The sequence below is a fragment of the Agromyces capsici genome (genome assembly GCF_058349965.1).
The window spans coordinates 1,718,091-1,736,943 of the sequence record NZ_JBYRET010000001.1 but is presented as its reverse complement, the minus strand read 5'-3'; the positions used below and the strand labels follow the sequence as shown (position 1 = coordinate 1,736,943).

Here is an 18,853-nt window from a genome sequence, read left to right as displayed (position 1 = left end):
GCCGGCTCGCAGGGCGGACAGGACTCGAACCTGCAACCTGCGGTTTTGGAGACCGCTGCTCTACCAATTGAGCCACCGCCCTATGCGACCCGGCTGGCCGGGTCACAGGGTCGAAGTCGCCTGCCGAGTGCCGCCGCACGGGTGTTCCACCCGTTCGAAGGCGCGATCGATCTTGGCTGACTTCAACAACCTCACCAAGTGTATGCGACGCCGGATGGTGCACCAAACCGGGGCCCGCTCCGCGGAACCGCACGGGACGAATGTCCCATGGGACGCGCGCGCGGCGGGCGTACCGTGGCCGCAGAGCGGCAGTGACGTCGCATCCGCGACGCGTGTCCGCCACGAGAGGAGCTGCACGACATGAGCGATGTCCGTGTCACCGGCTGGGTCGGTTGGGGCTGGTTCGCCGGCGTCATCCTGATCATCGCCGGCGCCATCGATGCGATCTACGGCCTGATCGCGATCTTCCAGCCCGACGCCTACTTCGTCGTGACGAGCGGAACGCTGTTCCTGCTGGACGTCCAGGGGTGGGGCTGGTGGCACCTGCTGATCGGCATCCTGTTGATCCTGGTGGCGCTCGCGCTGTTCACCGGCGCGACGTGGGCGCGCGTGATCGCCGTGATCCTCGCCTCGCTGAACGCGGTCGGCCACATCTTCCTGCTGCCGACGCAGCCGTGGTGGTCGATGATCGTGATCGCGCTCGACATCTTCGTGATCTACGCACTGACGGTGCACGGCAAGGAGCTCAAGGTCAGGGAGGCCTGACGCGGAAAGGCGCGCCCGTGGGGGCGGGCGCCGGCGCCGCGGCCTGGGGAACCGCCGCGGCGCCCTTCCGTGCCCGGGGGCGGCGCGCAGGTCCGGACGATCCGTCCGGGTGGCGGCGGATGTCACGACCGCCCCCGCTGACACGCGGGGACCCCTCGTCCTAGGCTGGAGCACGTGACCGATCAGCGCCGTCTCTCCGCCCGCATCTCCGCCATCGCCGAGTCCGCGACCCTGAAGGTCGATGCGAAGGCCAAGTCCCTGCAGGCCGAGGGCCGCCCCGTGATCTCGTACGCGGCGGGCGAGCCCGACTTCCCTACGCCGGCGCACATCGTCGAGGCCGCGCTGGCGGCGGTCGCCGACCCGAGGAACCACCGGTACACGCCCGCGGCCGGACTGCCCGAACTCCGCGAGGCGGTCGCCGCGAAGACCCTGCGCGACTCGGGCCTCGAGGTCGGCGCGGGCCAGGTCGTCGTGACCAACGGCGGCAAGCAGGCGGTCTACCAGGCCTTCCAGGTGCTGCTCGACGACGGCGACGAGGTCCTCGTGCCGACGCCGTACTGGACCACGTACCCCGAGGCGATCAAGCTCGCGGGCGGCCGCCAGGTCGACGTGTTCGCGGGCAGCGACCAGGGCTACCTGGTCACGGTCGAGCAGCTCGAGGCCGCGCGCACCGAGCGCACCCGCGCGCTGCTGTTCGTCTCCCCGTCGAACCCGACCGGCGCGGTGTACCCGCCCAAGCAGGTGAAGGCGATCGGCGAGTGGGCGCTCGAGCACGGGATCTGGGTGATCTCCGACGAGATCTACCAGAACCTCACCTACGCCGACGACCCCGAGGCCGCGCCGCCGCGCGCGCTGTCGATCGTCGAGGCGGTGCCCGGCCTCGCCGAGCAGACGATCCTCGTGAACGGCGTCGCGAAGACCTACGCGATGACCGGATGGCGCCTCGGTTGGATGGTCGGTCCGGCCGACGTCATCAAGGGCGCCGCCAACCTGCAGTCGCACCTGTCGTCGAACGTGTCCAACATCTCGCAGCGCGCCGCGATCGCCGCGCTCACGGGTCCGCAGGACGCGGTCGAGGAGATGCGGCGCGCGTTCGACCGCCGTCGCCGCACCATCGTGGCCGAGCTGTCGAAGATCGACGGCATGTCGGTGCCGGTGCCTCAGGGCGCGTTCTACGTCTACCCGGATGTCACGGGGCTGCTCGGTCGCGAATGGGGCGTCGCGACGCCGACGACCTCGCTCGAGCTCGCCGACCTGATGCTCGAGCAGGCCGACGTCGCCGCGGTGCCGGGCGAGGCGTTCGGACCGAGCGGGTTCCTGCGCTTCAGCTACGCGCTCGGCGACGCGCCGCTGCTCGAGGGCGTGCAGCGCCTGCAGCGCCTGTTCGCCTGACCGGAGCCGCCGGCATGGATCGCGCCGCGCGCCGCGTACACGAACCGCGCAGCAGCGCCGACGTCATCGGCGAGCACTCGCAGTTCCGCCTCGACCTCGAGCGCATCCGGTTCTCGCCGTACTTCTCACGGCTGTCGGCGGTCACGCAGGTGATCGCCCAGCCGGGTGCGGGCCCGCTCATCCACAACCGGCTCACGCACTCGATCAAGGTCACGGCGGTCGCGCGCGCGATCGCCGTCGCGATGACGGATGCCTCGTCGCCCGCGCGCGCGCTCGCGATCGAGCACGGCTGCGACGCCGTCGTCGTGCAGGCCGCGGCGAGCGCCCACGACCTCGGCCACCCGCCCTTCGGCCACCTGGGCGAGCGCGTGCTCGACCGGCTGGCCCGCGAGACGCTTGGCCTCTCCGACGGGTTCGAGGGCAATGCCCAGAGCTACCGCATCATCGCGACGCTCGACGTGAGCGAGGTCGCGCCGCTCGGCCTGAACCTGACCGCCGCGGTGCGCACCGCGGTCGCCAAGTACCCGTGGACCCGGTACCTCGACGTCGACGCGCTCGGCGACGGGCCGCTGCCGCGCGGCCTGCGCCGCACCGGGTCCGGCGTCGACGTGCCGAAGTACTCCGCCTACGGCATCGACGCGGCCGACCTCGTCGACGCCCGCCGCGGGCATCCCCCGCTGCGCCAGTCGCTCGAGTGCTCGATCATGGACATCGCCGACGACATCGCGTACTCCATCCACGACGTCGACGACTTCTACCGGGCGGGCCTGCTCAGCCAGGGCGCGGTGGCCCGCGAGTTCCGCGGCTGGATCGAGTCGGGCGGCGATCTCGCCGACCTCGACGACGAGGCGCTCGCCCGGCGCACCGCACCGCCCGGCAGCGCGCTCGAGGGCCTGCGGAGGAAGCTCCGTGCGAGCGACCCGTGGATCGCGTCCGACGACGCGTTCCGCGAGGCGGCCGGGGTCGTCGCCGACGACCTCGTCGACGGCCTGCTCGCGAGCCCGTTCGACGGGTCGATCGCGTCCGAGCGGGCGTTGTCGTCGTTCACGAACCGGTGGATCACGCACCTGCAGTCCTCGGTCGTGCCGACGCCCGAGGGCGTCATCCGGGCGGGGCTCGTGACGTTGGACGTGCTCGCCTGGCACGAGGTCGAGATCCTGAAGTTCGTGCACCGGCACTTCATCCTCGACCGGTCCGACATCGTGATGTACCAGCGCGGGCTCAGCCGGGTGCTCACGCGCGCGGTCAAGGGCCTCACGGCGTGGATCCGCGACGAGGACGATCGCGACCGCGTGCCGCAGCGCCTGCGCGAGCTGGTCGAGATCGCCACCGACGGCTACTCGCGGCTCCGCACGGAGCGACCCGAGGAGGTGCCGATCCCCGAGGCCGACGAGGTCGCGCGCCTCGGCGTGGGCCGCGGGGTCATGGACTACGTCGCCTCGCTCTCCGACGACCAGGCGCTCGCCGTCTCCGAGGCGATCGACGGCCGGCCCGACCGCCTCTGGGACATCGGCCAGAACCTCTAGTCGGTGTTGTGAGGGTTGAGGAGCCGCGAAGCGGCGTCTCGAAACCCCTCGCCTCCGCACCCGTCGCACGCGGTGCCGGGTCTCGAGACGCACCTCCGGCGCTCCTCGACCCTCACACGGGCGCCAGCGCGATACGCGCGTCGCGCGTGATGCCCTCGGCGATCGCGTCGAGCAGCGGCGACCCGAGGTTCCACTGCTGCCAGTACAGCGGGACGTCGACGGGCAGGCCGCCCAGCGCGACGAGCCGGCCGTCGGCGAGCTCGTCGTCGGACTGGAAGCCGGGCAGCAGCCCCCACCCGAGCCCGAGCTTGATCGCGGTCGCGAAGTCGTTCGAGGCGGGCACGTAGTGCCGCGGCGACGCCGCGTCATCCGCGCCGCGCAGCCGCAGGTACTCGGACTGCAGGTCGTCGCGGCGATCGAAGTCGACGCGGGGCGCGGCGGCCAGCGCCGCGGCATCCGCCCCGTCGGGGCACCACCGCGCCACCCAGGCGGGCGTCGCGACGGCCGTGTAGCGCATCACGCCGAGCGGGCGCACGAGGCAGCCGGCGACCGGTGCGGCCTGCGAGGTGACGGCGCCCATGACGGCGCCCGACTCGAGCAGGCCGGCGGTGAAGTCCTGGTCGTCGCGGTGCAGGTCGAAGACCACCGCGTGGTGCTCGGCGATGCGGGCCAGCGCGGGCAGGAACCACGTGGCGAGGGAGTCGGCGTTCACGGCGAGCGGCACGGTCGTGGGGCGGGCGGATGTCGCATCGTCGCCACCGAACGCGGCGAGCGCGTCGTGCTCGAGGAGGGCGAGCTGCCGCGCGAGGCGTACCACCGCCACGCCGGCCTCGGTGACGCGCACGGGCTTCGAGCGCACGACGAGGACCCGGCCGAGCCGGTGCTCGAGCTGCTTGACGCGTTGCGAGATCGCGGACGGCGTGAGGTTCAGCTCGGCGGCCGCGGCGTCGAACGTTCCCGCGTCGACCACGGCGGCGAGCGTCCGGGCGAGGTCGAGCGGGATCTGCATGAAGCAATGCTAATGCTGATGAAGAATCTTGAGCTGGATTTCACGGATGGCGCTGCCTAACCTCGACGGCATGGACCTCACCGTGCTCGTCGCCGGCCTCGGCCTCGGCTTCTCGCTCATCGTCGCCATCGGCGCGCAGAACGTGTTCGTGCTGCGCCAGGGCATCCGACGCGAGCACGTGTTCGTCGTCGCCCTGATCTGCGCGGTCTCCGACGCGGTGCTCATCGCCGCGGGCGTGGGCGGCATGGGCGCGGCGCTGAACGCGGCGCCGTGGCTCATCGGCGTCGCACGCTGGGCGGGGGCGGCATTCCTCGTCGGCTACGCGTTCCTCGCGGCGCGACGCGCCCTGCGCGGAACTGAGGCGGGTCTTGTGGTGGAGGCTCCCGCCTCGCCCGACACCTCGGCACGAGGCGGCGGCGTAGCCACCGCCACGCAGACCGCGGTCCTGCCGGTCGTGCTGACGTGCCTCGCGCTCACGTGGCTGAACCCGCACGTGTACCTCGACACGGTCGTGCTGCTCGGCTCGGTCGGCGCGACGTACGGCGATCAGCGCTGGATCTTCGCCGCGGGTGCGATGCTCGCGAGCGTCGTGTGGTTCTTCTCGCTCGCGTACGGGGCGCGACTGCTCGGCCGCGTGCTCGCGAGCCCGCGCGCGTGGCGGGTCCTCGACGGGATCATCGCCGTGGTCATGCTCGCGATCGCGGTCTCGCTCGTGCTGCCTGCCTGAGCCGTGCTAGCGTGTGCGTCATCGTGAGCACCAACACCTGTCGCTGCTGTCGCCGCTAGGCGGTCGTCTCCCCGACGATCCCAGGGCGCGATTCCTCCGCGCCGCCGACCGCAGCCCCCGTGCTCACGCCGCATCCGACGCGTCCGCGTCAGCTCCGCGGCATCCGCTCCTCGAGGCACCGCCCTCCAATCGGATGCCACGAGCCGACGTCGAAGGATGCCGGGGCCGCCTCACCGTCGGCGCACCATCCCGGCACCTCGAAAGGACCAGCACATGTCCGCCATCCCCGTCCTCGACCTCTCCCTGCTGAACGGCACGCCCGAGCAGCAGGCGCAGTTCCGCGACGAGCTCCGCCGCGCGACCCACGAGGTCGGCTTCTTCTCGCTCGTCGGCCACGGCGTGCCCGCCGACCTCATCGACCGCGCCTACGAGGCCGCGCGCGCGTTCTTCGCGCTGCCCGAGTCGCACAAGCTCGCGATCGAGAACGTGCGCAGCCCGCACTTCCGCGGGTACACGCGCATGGGCGGCGAGCGCACGCTCGGGCGCGTCGACATCCGCGAGCAGATCGACATCGGCGCCGAGCGGCCCGCCGTCGAGATGACGGCGGGGACGCCCGACTACTGGATCCTGCAGGGACCGAACCTCTGGCCCGACGCGCTGCCCCAGCTGCGCGAGGTCGCCGAGGAGTGGATCGCACGGCTCGACGAGGTGGGCACGCGACTGCTGCGCGCGTGGGCCGAGGCGCTGGGCGCGCCATCCGACGCCTTCGACTCGGCGTTCACGACGCCCTCGCCGTACATGAAGATCGTGCGCTACCCCGGCGTCGAGGCCGAACAGCCCGCGCAGGGCGTCGGCGCGCACAAGGACCTCGGCGTGCTCACGCTGCTCTCGGTCGAGGAGGGCAAGGCCGGCCTGCAGGTCGAGAAGGATGGCGAGTGGATCGACGTCACCCCGCCCCCCGGCGCGTTCGTCGTCAACATCGGCGAGCTGCTCGAGATCGCGACCGGCGGCTACCTCAAGGCGACGCTGCACCGCGTGGCCTCCCCCGAGCCGGGCACCGAGCGCATCTCGATCCCGTACTTCCACGGCCCGGCGCTGGACGCCGCGATCCCGACCATCGCGCTGCCGCCGGCCCTCGCCGCCGAGGCGCCCGGTGTCACCCAGGACCCGGCGAACCCGCTGCACGCGGTCTTCGGCGAGAACTGGCTGAAGAGCCGCCTGCGCGCGCACCCCAACGTGGTCGAGGCGCAGCACCCGCGCCTGCTCGTGGGCGCCTGAGTCGTGTGAGGGTTGAGGAGGGCGCTCCGCGCCCGTCTCGAAACCCGCGACCCGATCGAAGCGGTCCGTGAGGGTTGAGGAGGGCGCTCCGCGCCCGTCTCGAAACCCGCGACCCGCTCGAAGTCCGGGTGTCGAAACCGGGTTCCCCCGTTCGTCGTACTTGCGTAGCGTGACCGAGAGGAAGGAATCCGCCATGGAGTATGCGCTGTTCTACGCCGAGGGCCCCGACCCCCTGCCCTACGTGCCGGCCGACGACCACGTCGGCGAGTGGGTCGACGAGGTGGAGGCGCGCGGCGCCTCGGAGTACGGCGAGCGGCTGCGGCCCGAGCAGGATGCCACGACCGTCCGCGTACGCGGCGGCGAGGTGCTCGTGGTCGACGGCCCGTTCACCGAGGCGAAGGAGGCGATCGGCGGCTTCGACGTCATCGAGGCCCGCGACCTCGACGAGGCGATCGAGATCGCGTCGAAGCATCCGGTGGCCTCGTTCGGGCAGGTCGAGATCCGCCCGTTCATGCAGTGGCCGGGCGCGGAGCCGGGTTCGCGCGTGGTGCCGGCCGGGTTCCCCGAGCGACCGACGCGCGGACGCCGCTACCTCATGCTCGTCGTCGCCGAGCCGGGCGGCGAGCGGGCGGCGGGGGCGGCCGACGGCAGCACGCCCGACGACGACCCCGAGGCGTGGGTGCGCGAGATGGACGGCCGCGGCGTGCGGCAGTTCGGCGAGGTCCTGCGACCGCCGGCGGATGCCACGTTCGTGCGCCGCCGGAACGGCGAGGTGCTCGTGACCGACGGCGGCTTCGCCGAGGCGAAGGAGTGGGTCGCCGGCTTCGACCTCATCGAGGTGACCGACCTGGCCGAGGCGATCGAGGTCGCGGCGAAGCACCCGATGGCGCGCGGCGGCGCGATCGAGCTGCGCCCGCTCTGGCCGTTCGACGTGCACGAGGACCACGTCGCGCGCACCGAGCGCGAAGCGGCGGAGCGCGGTGTCCGGCTCGAGCCGGCGGCCGCCGAGGCGCTGGCGGGAGCCGCCCTCTGACGACGGCCGACCGCGCGGCGGCGGGTTCGGGCGGTGCCGATCCGCTCGCGCCCGAGGTCGCGGCAGCGTTGCGCGACGCGTACCGCTCGGAGTGGGCGCGGGTCGTCGCGACGCTGATCCGCGTCACGGGCGATTGGGATGTCGCGGAGGAGGCGGCGTCCGCCGCGTTCGAGCGTGCGGCGCAGACGTGGCCGCGGGACGGGGTGCCGCGCAATCCGGGCGCCTGGCTCACGACCGCGGCGCGAAACCTCGCGCTCGACCGGCTACGTCGGCGCGGTGTCGAGGCCGAGAAGGTCAGGGAGTGGATGGCGATGGAGGAGGTCTCGGGCCGCACGGGCGGTCCGCCCGACCCGGCCGATGTCGTCGCCGACGAGTCGCCGCAGTGGGACGACCAGCTGCGGCTGATCTTCACCTGCGCGCATCCCGCGCTGCGCATGGAGTCGCGAGTGGCGTTGACGCTGCGCACCGTCGGCGGACTGGAGACCGGTGAGATCGCCCGGGCCTTCCTCGTGCCGGAACCGACCATGGGCCAGCGCATCTCGCGCGCCAAGCGCAAGATCCGGCACGCCGCCATCCCGTACCGCGTGCCCACCGCCGACGTGCTGCCCGAACGGCTCGGCGGCGTGCTCGCAGTGCTGTACCTGATCGCCAACGAGGGGTACCTCGCCTCGCACGGCGACGTGCTGCAGCGTCTCGATCTCGCCGCCGAGGCGATCCGCCTCACGCGACTCGTGGTCGCACTGCTCCCCGGCGCCGACGAGGCGACGGCGCTGCTCGCGATGCTGCTCCTCCAGCACGCGCGCTCGGCGGCACGCGTCGACGCCGCCGGCGAGCTCGTGCCGCTGCCCGAGCAGGACCGCTCGCGCTGGAACGCGGCCGAGCTCGCCGAGGGGCTCGCCCTGCTCGGTGCCGGACGCGCCGCCGACGACCCATCCGGCCCCTACCGACTGCAGGCCGAGATCCAGGCCGCGCATGCCCGCGCCCATACGGCCGACGACACAGACTGGCGCGCCATCGCCGAGCGCTACGACGCGCTCGCGATGCTCGCCGACTCCCCGTTCGTCGCGCTCAACCGCGCGATCGCGCGCGGCATGGCGTTCGGCCCGCAGCACGGCCTCGACGACCTCGCCCTGCTCGAGGCGTCCGGCCGGCTCGACGGCTACCACCTGCTGCCCGCGGCGCAGGCCGACCTGCTCCGCCGCCTGGGCGAGGCGGATGCCGCGGCATCCCGCTACCGTGCCGCCATCGCACTCGCCCCGACCACTCCCGAGCGCCGCTTCCTCGAACGCCGCCTCGCCGAATTACCCCTCCCGCGAACCGAGGGCTGAGGAGGGCGCCCAGCGCCCCAGGCGCGCGCGTGAGGGTTGAGGAGGTCGCGCAGCGCCGCAGGCGCGCGTGTGAGGGTTGAGGAGGGCGCCCAGCGCCCCAGGCGCGCGCGTGAGGGTTGAGGAGGGCGCCCAGCGCCCGTCTCGAAACCCGTGGGGCGCACGACCGCCGGGTTTCGAGACGCCCGCGGGCGGGTTCCTCAACCCTCACGGGCCGAGCGGCAGGACATCCACCGACCGAGTCTCGATACGCCGCTTCGCGGCCTCTCCCCCGCCGGATGCCGCGCCACCATGCCCTCCCTCCTCAAGACCCGGTGGAAAGGTATCCCGCGAATACCTTTCCACCGGGCCGCGCGATGGATGCCTGTCTCGCGAGCCGGGCGGCGGTCAGGACCTGGGCGCGGCGACGGAACCGACGAATCCTGCGCCGCAGGCGCGTGCGTGAGGGTTGAGGAGGGCGCCCAGCGCCCGTCTCGAAACCCGTGGGGCGCACGACCGCCGGGGTTTCGAGACGCCCGCTCCGCGGGCTCCTCAACCCTCACAGGGCGCGGCATCCACCGATCGGTGGAGGGCGAAATCGACCGGGTCACGGCTGCCGCCGGAAGCGGCGCGCGGGCAGGCTCGAGGGCATGGACCACATGACTGAGGCGGAGGCGCCCGCGGTGCAAGTGCGCGGACTCCGCAAGGAGTACGGCCGGATCGACGCGATCGCCGGCATCGACCTCGACATCCGGCGCGGCGAGACGTTCGCCCTGCTCGGGCCGAATGGTGCGGGCAAGTCGACCACCATCGAGATCCTCGAGGGCTACCGGCTGCGCAGCGGGGGCGAGGTGAGCGTGCTCGGCGAGGACCCCGCGCACGGCGGGCTCGACTGGAAGGCGCGGCTCGGCATCGTGCTGCAGTCGGCCACCGAGCCCGGGCAGTACACGGTGCGCGAGCAGCTCGCGCACTTCGCCCGGTTCTACCCGAACCCGCGCGACGTCGACGAGGTCATCGCCGCCGTCGGACTCGAGGCCAAGGCGCGCACGCGCATCGCGAAGCTCTCGGGCGGGCAACGACGGCGGGTGGATGTCGCGCTCGGCATCATCGGCCGCCCCGAACTGCTGTTCCTCGACGAGCCGACGACCGGGTTCGACCCGGAGGCGCGGCGCGAGTTCTGGAACCTGATCCGTGCGCTCAAGCAGGAGGGCACCACCATCCTGCTCACGACCCACTACCTCGACGAGGCGGCGCAGCTCGGCGACCGCGCCGGCGTGATCGTCGGCGGGCGGCTCGTCGACGTGGCGCCGATCGGCGAGCTCGGCGGCGCCGCGGCCCGCGTGCCGATCGTGCGCTGGCGCGACGCCGACGCCGACGGCGACGCGCCCCGCGAGGCGCGTACAGAACGGCCGGCCGAGTTCGTCGCATCCCTCGCCCGCGACCTCGGTCGCGAGCCCGATGGGCTCGAGGTCATCCGGCCGAGCCTGGAGGACATCTACCTGGACCTGGTGGGCGCGGCCGAAGCCGGCGCCCTCGATGAGGAGGAGGCGCTCGCATGAGCACCATGACGACCACCGCCGCAAGCCCGCGGCGCGACATCCGCCCGACCGGCCCCGGCATGGGCCCGGCCGGCACCCGCCCGAACCGGCTCGCGGTCGGCCTCGCCCGCATCGGGCACGAGGTGCGCGGGTACTTCCGCTCGCCCGACACCGTGTTCTTCACGTTCCTGTTCCCCTTCATCATGCTCGGCATCTTCACGGCCGCGTTCAGCGCGTCGGGCGAGATCCAGCCGGGGCCCGACGCGGAGTCGATCTCGGTGGGCGCCTACTACCTGCCCGGCCTGCTCGCCGCCGGCATCCTGCTCTCCGGCGTGCAGAACCTCGCGATCGACATCGCGGGCGAGAAGTCGGACGGCACGCTCAAGCGCCTCGGCGGCACGCCGCTCTCGCCCGTGTCGTACTTCCTCGGCAAGATCGGGCAGGTCTTCGTCACCGGCACGTTCCAAGCGGCCCTGCTGCTGCTCGCGGCCGGTACCGTGTTCGGCATCGCGCTGCCGACCGAGGCCGAGGCGTGGTTCACGTTCGCCTGGGTGTTCGTGCTCGGCACCGCGACGTCGGCGCTGCTCGGCATCGCGCTGTCGTCGGTGCCGCGGTCGGGCAAGTCGGCGAGCGCCGTCGTCGTGCCGATCATGCTCGTGCTGCAGTTCATCTCGGGCGTCTACCTGCAGTTCAACCAACTGCCCGAGTGGATGCAGAACATCGCGAGCATCTTCCCGCTGAAGTGGATGGCGCAGGGCATGCGCGCCGCGTTCCTGCCCGAGGACTTCGCGGTGCTCGAGCCGAACGAGTCGTGGGACCTCGGCTGGGTCGCGCTCGCGCTCGTCGCGTGGCTCGTGGTCGGGCTCGTCGTCAGCCGGCTCACCTTCCGCTGGCTTCGGCGCGACGCCTGAGCGCTGCGCCACGCGAGAACCCTGTGGGAGCCTGATCACATGCAGAACGTGCGGTGGTGGGATGCCGCGGCGGTGGCGGTCACGGTCGTCATCGTCGCGGTCAGCCTGCTCGACCCGCCGTTCGGGGCCGACGACGCGGCGACCTGGGCGGCCGCGGGAGCGTTCCTGATCATCCACCTCGCGTGGGGCCGCCGATGCGTGCCGGTCGCGACACCACGCCGGCACCTGGCGATCGCGATCGCCTACGCGGTGCTCCTCGCGATCGGCACCACCATCGAGCCGTCGTTCGCGATCCTGCAGGCCTTCCTCTACCCGTTCGTCTGGTCGACGTCGCCGTCGACGCGGAGCGCGATCGTCGCGAACCTCCTCATCGCCGTCGCGATCGTCGTCGGGTACGCGATCCGGGTCTGGCCCGCGGGACTCGTGACCGGCACCGCGGTCGCCGCTCTCTCGGTCGGCTTCAGCATCGCGCTCGGCCTCTGGATCACGCGCATCGCCCAGTACGGCGAGGAGCGGGCGAGGCTGCTCGACGAGCTCCAGTCCGCACAGGGCCAGCTCGCCGCGATGCACCGCGACGCGGGCGTCACCGATGAACGGGGGCGGCTCGCGCGCGAGATCCACGACACCATCGCGCAGAGCCTCACCGGGCTCGTGATGGTCGCCCAGCGCGCCGAGCGACGGCTCGCCGGCGTCGAGGGCGAGGCCGCGGCATCCGCTCGGGGCGATGTCGAACTCATGGAGCAGATGGCCCGCGAGGCCCTCACCGAGGCGCGCGGACTCGTCGCGTCGCTCGCGCCGGTCGACCCGTCGGCAGGACTCGGCGAGGCGCTGCGACGGCTCGCGAGCGGATTCGAACGCGAGACGGGCGTGCGCGTCTCGGTCGAGGCCGATGCCGCGGCGCTCGACCGCGAGCTCGAGGTCGTGCTGCTGCGGTGCGCGCAGGAGGCGCTCGCGAACGTTCGGAAGCACGCGCGGGCGTCGTCGGCCTCGGTGACGGTCTCGGCACTCGACGGGGAGATCGTGCTCGAGGTGTGCGACGACGGCGTCGGGCCGGGCGACGCGGTCCCGGGCGACGGCGGCTTCGGCCTGGCGGGCATGCGCGACCGGGTGGCGCTCGTCGGCGGGCGGCTCGAGTTCGGGCCGGGCGGCGCGGGCGGCACCGTGCTGCGCGTGGTGGTGCCCCGCGCGGATGCCCCGGCGAGCGCCGAGACGGCGACCTCGACCCCGGCCGGATCCGAGCCGACGGGAGTGAGCGAGTCATGACCGATCACCGCGAGCCCATCCGCGTCGTCGTCGCCGACGACCACCCCATCGTCCGCTCGGGCATCGTCGGGCTGCTCGAGTCGGAGCCCGGCATCGAGGTCGTCGGCGAGGCCGTCGACGGCGCCGAGGCCGTCGCGCTGGCCGCCGAGCTCCGACCCGACCTCGTGCTCATGGACCTCCGGATGCCCGTGCTCGACGGCGCGGCCGCGACCGCGCGCATCCTCGCGGCGGTCGGCGCCGGCGGCGGCCCCGGCGGCACGCGCGTGCTCGTGCTCACGACCTACGAGACCGACGACCACATCCTCGCCGCGATCGAGGCGGGCGCGAGCGGGTACCTGCTGAAGGCCGCGCCGCAGGAGGAGATCCTCACCGGCATCCGCTCGGTCGCCGCGGGAGAGACGGTGCTCGCGCCGTCGATCGCGGCGAAGCTGGTGACGCGCGTACGGGCCGCCGCGGCGTCGGCCGCCGCGCCCGCGCCGCCGTCGCTGTCACCGCGCGAACTCGAGGTGCTCCGCCTCGTCGCCGACGGCCGCTCCAACCCCGAGATCGCCCGCACGCTGCACATCGGCGAGGCGACCGTGAAGACCCACCTCATCCACGTGTTCGAGAAGCTCGAGGTGAACGACCGAACGCGCGCGGTGACGCGGGCGATGGAGCTCGGCCTGCTCTGATCCGTGGCGCCGGCGCCGTACGCTGGGCCCGTGGGGCTGGTGACGGGCGTACGCGTGGCGGTGCGCCGGGCGCGCCTGCTTCCCGGTTGGGTGACCAGAGCGGATGCCGCGGCGACGCGCCGCATCAACGGCTGGCACTCGCATCCGCACGTCGACCGGTTCTGGTCGCGACTGACCGGGTTCGCGGACAAGGGCGTGCTGTGGTTCACGGTCGCGGGCGTGCTCGCGGTGGTCGGACGCCGACGGGCGGCGGCCCGTGGCATCCTGTCGCTCGTGGCGGCGAGCGCCCTCACGAACCTCATCGCGAAGCGCGTGTTCGGCGGCGACCGCCCCGCCCTCGAGGACGTGCCCATCGGCCGCCGCCTTCCCGTGCAGCCGTCGAGCCGCACGTTCCCGTCGGGGCACTCGGCGAGCGCCGCGGCGTTCACGGCGGGCGTCGCGCTCGAGTCGCCGCGGGTCGGCGCCGCACTCGCGCCGGTTGCGCTCGGCGTCGCGTACTCGCGCCTGCACACGGGCGTGCACTGGCTCTCCGACGTGGTGGGCGGGCTCGCGATCGGCCTCGGCGTCGCGGCGGCCGGCGCGGCGATCGTGCGACCGCGGCCCGGACCTCCTCCGCCACCGGTGCCGCCCGGCGTCGACCGTGCGCTGCCGGCCTCGCCCGACGGCGAGGGCGTCGTCATCGTCGTGAACCGGTCGGCCGGCACCAGCGTGGTGCGCGCCGACCCGATCGACGTGCTCGCCGAGCGGCTCCCCCGCGCCGAGCTGCACGTGCTCGAACCCGGCGACGATCCCGGCGAGGCCGTGCGGGCCGTGCTCGCCCGGCCGACCCCGCCGCGCATCGTCGGCGTGTGCGGCGGCGACGGGTCGGTCGCGTGCGTCGCCGACGACGCGCGCCGCGCCGGCGTGCCGCTGCTCATCGTGCCGGCGGGAACCTTCAACCACTTCGCGCGGACGGCGGGCGTGCCATCCGTCGACGCCGCCATCGACGCCGTGCAGCGCGGCGAGGGCGTGCGCGTCGACCTCGCCGAGCTCACCTTCGGCTCCCACGAGCCGATCACCGTGACCAACGTCGCCTCGGTCGGCCTGTACCCCGACTTCGTCGCCGAGCGCGAGCGACTGCAGCGGCGGCTGCGGAACAAGTGGGTGTCGGCGATCATCGCGGCGGTCCGGGTGCTCGGCCGCTCCCAGCCGGTCACGGTCGTCGTCGACGGGCGCCGCGCCGAGCTGTGGACGCTCTTCGTGGGCGTCGGCCGGAACGCCCGCGACGTGCCCGCCCCGTTGCAGCGCCGCACGCTCGACGACGGAGTGCTCGACGTGCGCGCCCTGCACGCCGGGTCGCGCACGGGCGCGATCGCGTCGCTCGCGTTCGGGCACCGCACCGCGGCCGTGCTGCGCGCGCTGCGACTGATCCCCGAGCGCGTCGAGGCGTTCACCGCGACCGAGCTCACCGTCGACGTGCGGCCCCGCCGAGGCCAGCCGCCCGGGTTCGCGCACGACGGCGAGGTCGCGCTCGACGAGCCGGCCGCGGCATCCGCCGACCTCTCGGCGCCCGGCTATCGCACGACGATCCGCGTCGTGCCGGGCGCGCTCGACGTGTACCGCCCGGCGGTGCGCACCGCGGCGACCGAGCGCACCGAGTTCGCAGGATGAGCCCGGTCAGAGGCCCGATATCGGGCCTCTGAACCGCGTCATCCTGCGAACTCGCAGTGTGGGGCGGTCGGCGTGAGGGCGGCCTACAGCTCGACTCCGACGAGCATCGGCTCGGGGTGCAGCAGGATGCCGAACTCGGACTGCACGCGCCCCTGCACGAAGCGGGCGAGCTGGGCGACCTCGTCGGCGGAGGCGCCGCCGCGGTTGGTGAGCGCGAGCGTATGCTTCGTCGAGATCGCGGCGCGCGACCCGGGCAGGGCGAAGCCGCGATGGACGCCCGAGTGCTCGATGAGCCACGCGGCCGAGAGCTTCACGAGCGGCGGGGCGGCCGCGCCATCCGCCGCCTGCTCCTCGACCCGCTCGAGCTCGGCCTGGTGCGCGAGGAACGCATCGAGCGGCGACTCGGCGGCCAGCTCGGCGAGCGGTGTCACCTCGTCGGGCTCGTCGGGCTCGACGTACCAGCGCGGCGCGTCGCCGGGCAGGGTGCGCGCGACGCGTTCGGGCACGATCGGGTTGGTGAAGAACGATCCGGCGCTGACGGAGTCGACGTCGTCGGGATCGAGCACCATGCCCTTGCCCGCCCGCAGTGCGAGCACGGCGTCGCGCACGCGTGCGAGGGGCGCGCGGTCGCCGAGCTGCACGCCGAGCGCGCCGGCGAGCTGCGCGTACGCGACCGGCGTGCCGAGCGCCTCGCCGAGCACCTCGCGCTCGGCGGTCGTGTCGTGCAGCGCGAGCTCGACCGAGACGACGACGCCGCGCAGGCCCTGCTTGAGCACCGAGGTGCGGTAGCCGAGCTCGAGCTCGTCGGCCGACATCGCGCGGGGCTCGTCCTCACCCTCGCCGAGGAACTCGATGCCGACCAGTGCGCTCGAGAGCTCCTGCCCGTAGGCGCCGATGTTCTGCACGGGCGAGGCGCCGACCGAGCCGGGGATGCCGGACAGTGCCTCGAGGCCCGCGTACCCCTGCTCGACGGCGTACGCGACGAGCTCGTCCCAGTTCTCGCCGGCCTGCACGCGCAGGTGGACCGTGCCCACCTCGTCGCCGGGCAGCACCTCGATGCCGCGGGTGGCGATCCGCACCACCGTGCCGTCGAATCCCTCGTCGCCGACGAGCAGGTTCGATCCGCCGCCGAGCACCATCCACGGCTCGCCCGACGACTCGGCCTCGCGCACGAGCTCGACGAGCTCATCGCGGGTGGTCGCGGTGACCAGCCGGTCGATCGGCCCGCCGACGCGCAGGGTGGTGAGGTCGGCGAAGCGGATGTCGCGTTCCTCGCGAGGCCCGGACGACTCGGTGGTGCTCATCTCAGGCGAGCACCACCCGCACCTGCGCCTTGCCGAGCACGGTGCGGCCGTCGAAGGTGACGGTCAGGTCGACGCGGGCGGTGCGCGCCTCGGCGTCGAGCTCGCCGACCTTGGCGGAGACCGACACGTCGGCCCCGGCCTCGGGGTCGACGACCACCGGGCGGGTGAAGCGGACCTGGTAGTCGCGCACGCGGCCCGGGTCGCCGGCCCAGTCGACGACCGGCTGCACCGCGAGGCCCATCGTGAGCATGCCGTGGGCGATCACGCCGGGCAGGCCCACGCCGGTCGCGACGTCGTCGCGGTAGTGGATCGGGTTGAAGTCGCCGGATGCGCCCGCGTAGCGGACGAGCGAGTCGCGCGTGAGGTGCACGTCGCGCTCGGCGACGACGTCGCCGACGGACAGGGCGTCGAAGTCGGGTGCGGGCATCAGTCGTCTCCTCGAACCACGAGCACGGAGGTCGCCGTCACGACGTGCTCCCCCGCGGCATCCGTCATCACCGACTCGGCGGTCACCGTCGAGTGGCCGCCGATCGACTTCACGCTCGTGACGCGCAGCGTCGCCGTCAGCTCGTCGCCCGCGACGATCGGGCGCGCCGAGGTGAAGCGCTGGTCGCCGTGCACGACGCGCGAGAAGTCGATGCCGGCATCGGGCTCGGCGAGCAGCTGCGCGAGCGTGTGCTCCTGCACGACCACGGCGAACGTGGGCGGCGCGACGAGGTCGGCGTGGCCCGCGGCGCGCGCGGCGTCGACGTCGAGGTTGATGGGGTTGGTCGCGAACACGGCGCGCGCGAACTCGCGCACCTTCTCGCGGCCGACGAGGTACGGCGCGGTGGGCGGGAACTCGCGCCCCTGCAGCTCGGGGTTCACTGGCACCGTGACAGTCTACGCAGGGCGCCCTTCGGCGAGCGGATGTCGCATCCGCTCGCCCGCACCGGCCGCGCTCAGCGCTTGCCGCCCCCGAGCAGCCCGCCGAGCAGGTCGCCGAGGCCGCCGAGCATGCCGCCGCCCGCGCCGCCGCCGCCGCTGCCGCCGAGCCCGCCGCCGCCGAGCAGCCCGCCCAGGATGTCGCCGATGCCGCCGCCGCCGCTCGCCGGCGCGTCGGCCTGGGCCGGCTCGCCGCCCTGCTGCCCGCGCTGGGCGAACTGGCCCGCGAGGAAGCTCAGCACGATCGGCGCGAGGATCGGCAGCAGCTTCTGGATGAGCCCCTGCCCGCCGCCCTGCTCGGTCGAGCCGAGCTTCTGCACGACCTGGTCGGTGTTGGCGCCGAACACGTTGTGGACGATCTTGTCGCCGTCGTCCGCGTCGACCTCGTCGAGGTTCACGCCGCCCTCGAACAACTGCGGCGAGTGGTGCTGCACTGCGCGCTCGAGCGAGGCGGCCCCCGCGGCATCCTGCGCGTTGGCGCCCATGCCGCCGAGCAGCGCCGGCAGGGCCTCGTCGACGGCCGACCGAGCGGTGGCCTCGTCGACGCCGAGCCTCGCGGCCAGGTCGGAGATCGGGATGTTGGCGATGATGTCGTCGTACGCGGCCATGCGGGCTCCCCCTTCGCGCGCCCGCCGTCGGGCGCCCACGCTCACGCTACCGGGGCGCATTCCCACGGTCGAGGCCGGACCGCTCGGACACTACATTCCCGCAGCCGATTACAGGAATCCCGGCGATCGACAGGACGGAGTCCGCGATTTCCTCCTGTAGATCGCCGACTCTCCTGCGAATCCGGAACGGCCAGCGCTCGCGTCGCCGGCCCTACCGGCCCGGGTCAGCCGTCGTCGCGCAGGCGCGCGAGACGCAGCCTGAGCGAATCGAGCAGCAGCTCGAGCCCCTCCTCGAACGCGCGGTCGGAGCGCGCGGCGCCGCGCTCGGCGCTCGCGAGCAGCCGTCCGAGGGTCGCGGTCGGCCCCTGCGGCTGCCAGATCTCGTCGGGCGAGGCGAGGTCGAGGCCGAACCCGAGCGCGAACGAGTCGAGGATCGCGACGACGACCAGCACCTCGTCGTCGGGGAACCCGGCGGCCAGCAGCGCGGTCGCGAGGTTGTCGTAGCTCGCGATGACGATCGGGTCGGTGATGGTCTTCCCGACGATGAGCGGGATCGCGTTGGGGTGCCCGGCGTACAGCGCCCGCTGGCTGCGCATGGTCTCGGAGACGACGTGGTCCCACGTGCCGGTCGGCGGTTCGGGCAGGTAGCGCTCGGCGAGCCTCCCGCGGATGAGCTCGACGATCTCGTCGCGCCCGCGCACGTGGTTGTACAGCGACGAGGGCGTGACGCCGAGCTTGCGCGCGAGGGCGTTGACCCCGAACGACTCGCCCGAGTCGACGAGCTCGAGCGCGGCGTCGGCGATGCGATCGGTCGACAGCAGCGGCACCTTGGGCCTGGGCATCCGCACCTCCTCGTCCGGGCCAGCCTAGGGGTCGTTTCGGACCGAATCCGAGATTCCCTCTTCCCCGCAGCGGCTTCGGTGTGAATAATAAACGAACACCATTCATTT

Annotated in this window: 18 protein-coding genes and 1 tRNA gene; 12 read left to right on the top strand and 7 right to left on the bottom strand. The window is 73.3% G+C overall.

Translation table 11 applies throughout. The features are described from left to right. Positions 1–9: 9 nt before the first annotated feature. Positions 10–82: transfer RNA gene (locus AC3RKB_RS08220), tRNA-Trp, on the bottom strand. A 278-nt stretch (positions 83–360) separates the two neighbouring features. Between AC3RKB_RS08220 and AC3RKB_RS08215 the strand changes: the two genes are divergently transcribed. The 3 genes from AC3RKB_RS08215 to dgt all read left to right on the top strand — a co-directional run bounded on the left by AC3RKB_RS08215 (position 361) and on the right by dgt (position 3,683). Further along, entirely contained in the window at positions 361–765 is a 405-nt protein-coding gene (locus AC3RKB_RS08215; protein WP_491435600.1) for a DUF7144 family membrane protein, read from the top strand. A gap of 174 nt (positions 766–939) precedes the next feature. Continuing rightward, on the top strand, positions 940–2,157 hold the full coding sequence (locus AC3RKB_RS08210; protein WP_491435599.1) for a pyridoxal phosphate-dependent aminotransferase: 1,218 nt from the start codon (positions 940–942) through the stop codon (positions 2,155–2,157). 14 nt (positions 2,158–2,171) lie between these two features. Continuing rightward, positions 2,172–3,683, top strand: a complete 1,512-nt coding sequence (gene dgt / locus AC3RKB_RS08205; RefSeq protein WP_491435598.1) for a dGTP triphosphohydrolase — start codon at positions 2,172–2,174, stop codon at positions 3,681–3,683. 112 nt (positions 3,684–3,795) lie between these two features. Here the strand turns inward: dgt and AC3RKB_RS08200 are convergent, their stop codons facing one another. Further along, positions 3,796–4,692 carry a LysR family transcriptional regulator ArgP gene (locus AC3RKB_RS08200; RefSeq protein ID WP_491435597.1) on the bottom strand — a complete coding sequence of 299 codons (897 nt, stop codon included), beginning with the start codon at positions 4,690–4,692 and terminating at the stop codon, positions 3,796–3,798. Positions 4,693–4,738: 46 nt separating this feature from the next. Between AC3RKB_RS08200 and lysE the strand changes: the two genes are divergently transcribed. The 9 genes from lysE (at position 4,739) to AC3RKB_RS08155 (ending at position 15,067) form a co-directional block, all read left to right on the top strand. After that, a complete protein-coding gene (lysE, locus tag AC3RKB_RS08195; RefSeq protein WP_491435596.1) occupies positions 4,739–5,419 on the top strand; it encodes an L-lysine exporter in 681 nt (226 codons plus the stop codon). A 273-nt stretch (positions 5,420–5,692) separates the two neighbouring features. Then, positions 5,693–6,697 (top strand): isopenicillin N synthase family dioxygenase, encoded by a 1,005-nt coding sequence (locus AC3RKB_RS08190; protein WP_491435595.1) that lies wholly within the window; start codon positions 5,693–5,695, stop codon positions 6,695–6,697. A 193-nt stretch (positions 6,698–6,890) separates the two neighbouring features. Further along, a complete protein-coding gene (locus tag AC3RKB_RS08185; RefSeq protein ID WP_491435594.1) occupies positions 6,891–7,730 on the top strand; it encodes a YciI family protein in 840 nt (279 codons plus the stop codon). Between the two features lie 68 nt (positions 7,731–7,798). Further along, positions 7,799–9,058: an RNA polymerase sigma factor gene (locus AC3RKB_RS08180; protein ID WP_491435593.1), complete on the top strand. Its 1,260-nt coding sequence runs from the start codon at positions 7,799–7,801 to the stop codon at positions 9,056–9,058. Between the two features lie 626 nt (positions 9,059–9,684). Continuing rightward, entirely contained in the window at positions 9,685–10,593 is a 909-nt protein-coding gene (locus AC3RKB_RS08175; RefSeq protein ID WP_491435592.1) for an ABC transporter ATP-binding protein, read from the top strand. Positions 10,594–10,598: 5 nt separating this feature from the next. Continuing rightward, a complete protein-coding gene (locus AC3RKB_RS08170; RefSeq protein ID WP_491436786.1) occupies positions 10,599–11,483 on the top strand; it encodes an ABC transporter permease in 885 nt (294 codons plus the stop codon). Positions 11,484–11,522: 39 nt separating this feature from the next. Then, positions 11,523–12,746: a sensor histidine kinase gene (locus AC3RKB_RS08165; protein WP_491435591.1), complete on the top strand. Its 1,224-nt coding sequence runs from the start codon at positions 11,523–11,525 to the stop codon at positions 12,744–12,746. Next, positions 12,743–13,417 carry a response regulator gene (locus AC3RKB_RS08160; RefSeq protein WP_491435590.1) on the top strand — a complete coding sequence of 225 codons (675 nt, stop codon included), beginning with the start codon at positions 12,743–12,745 and terminating at the stop codon, positions 13,415–13,417. The genes AC3RKB_RS08165 and AC3RKB_RS08160 overlap by 4 nt, the downstream gene beginning before the upstream one ends. Positions 13,418–13,447: 30 nt before the next feature. After that, positions 13,448–15,067 carry a bifunctional phosphatase PAP2/diacylglycerol kinase family protein gene (locus tag AC3RKB_RS08155; protein WP_491435589.1) on the top strand — a complete coding sequence of 540 codons (1,620 nt, stop codon included), beginning with the start codon at positions 13,448–13,450 and terminating at the stop codon, positions 15,065–15,067. 83 nt (positions 15,068–15,150) lie between these two features. Here AC3RKB_RS08155 and AC3RKB_RS08150 read toward each other — a convergent pair whose 3' ends face one another. The 5 genes from AC3RKB_RS08150 to AC3RKB_RS08130 form a co-directional block, all read right to left on the bottom strand. Beyond that, positions 15,151–16,371 (bottom strand): UDP-N-acetylmuramate dehydrogenase, encoded by a 1,221-nt coding sequence (locus AC3RKB_RS08150; RefSeq protein ID WP_491435588.1) that lies wholly within the window; start codon positions 16,369–16,371, stop codon positions 15,151–15,153. Between the two features lies 1 nt (position 16,372). Next, positions 16,373–16,798, bottom strand: a complete 426-nt coding sequence (locus AC3RKB_RS08145; protein WP_491435587.1) for a MaoC family dehydratase — start codon at positions 16,796–16,798, stop codon at positions 16,373–16,375. Continuing rightward, entirely contained in the window at positions 16,798–17,244 is a 447-nt protein-coding gene (locus AC3RKB_RS08140) for an FAS1-like dehydratase domain-containing protein (RefSeq protein WP_491435586.1), read from the bottom strand. The genes AC3RKB_RS08145 and AC3RKB_RS08140 overlap by 1 nt, the downstream gene beginning before the upstream one ends. A gap of 68 nt (positions 17,245–17,312) precedes the next feature. Next, a complete protein-coding gene (locus AC3RKB_RS08135) occupies positions 17,313–17,903 on the bottom strand; it encodes a DUF937 domain-containing protein (RefSeq protein WP_491435585.1) in 591 nt (196 codons plus the stop codon). Positions 17,904–18,127: 224 nt separating this feature from the next. Beyond that, a complete protein-coding gene (locus tag AC3RKB_RS08130) occupies positions 18,128–18,745 on the bottom strand; it encodes a TetR/AcrR family transcriptional regulator (RefSeq protein WP_491435584.1) in 618 nt (205 codons plus the stop codon). Positions 18,746–18,853 lie beyond the last annotated feature (108 nt).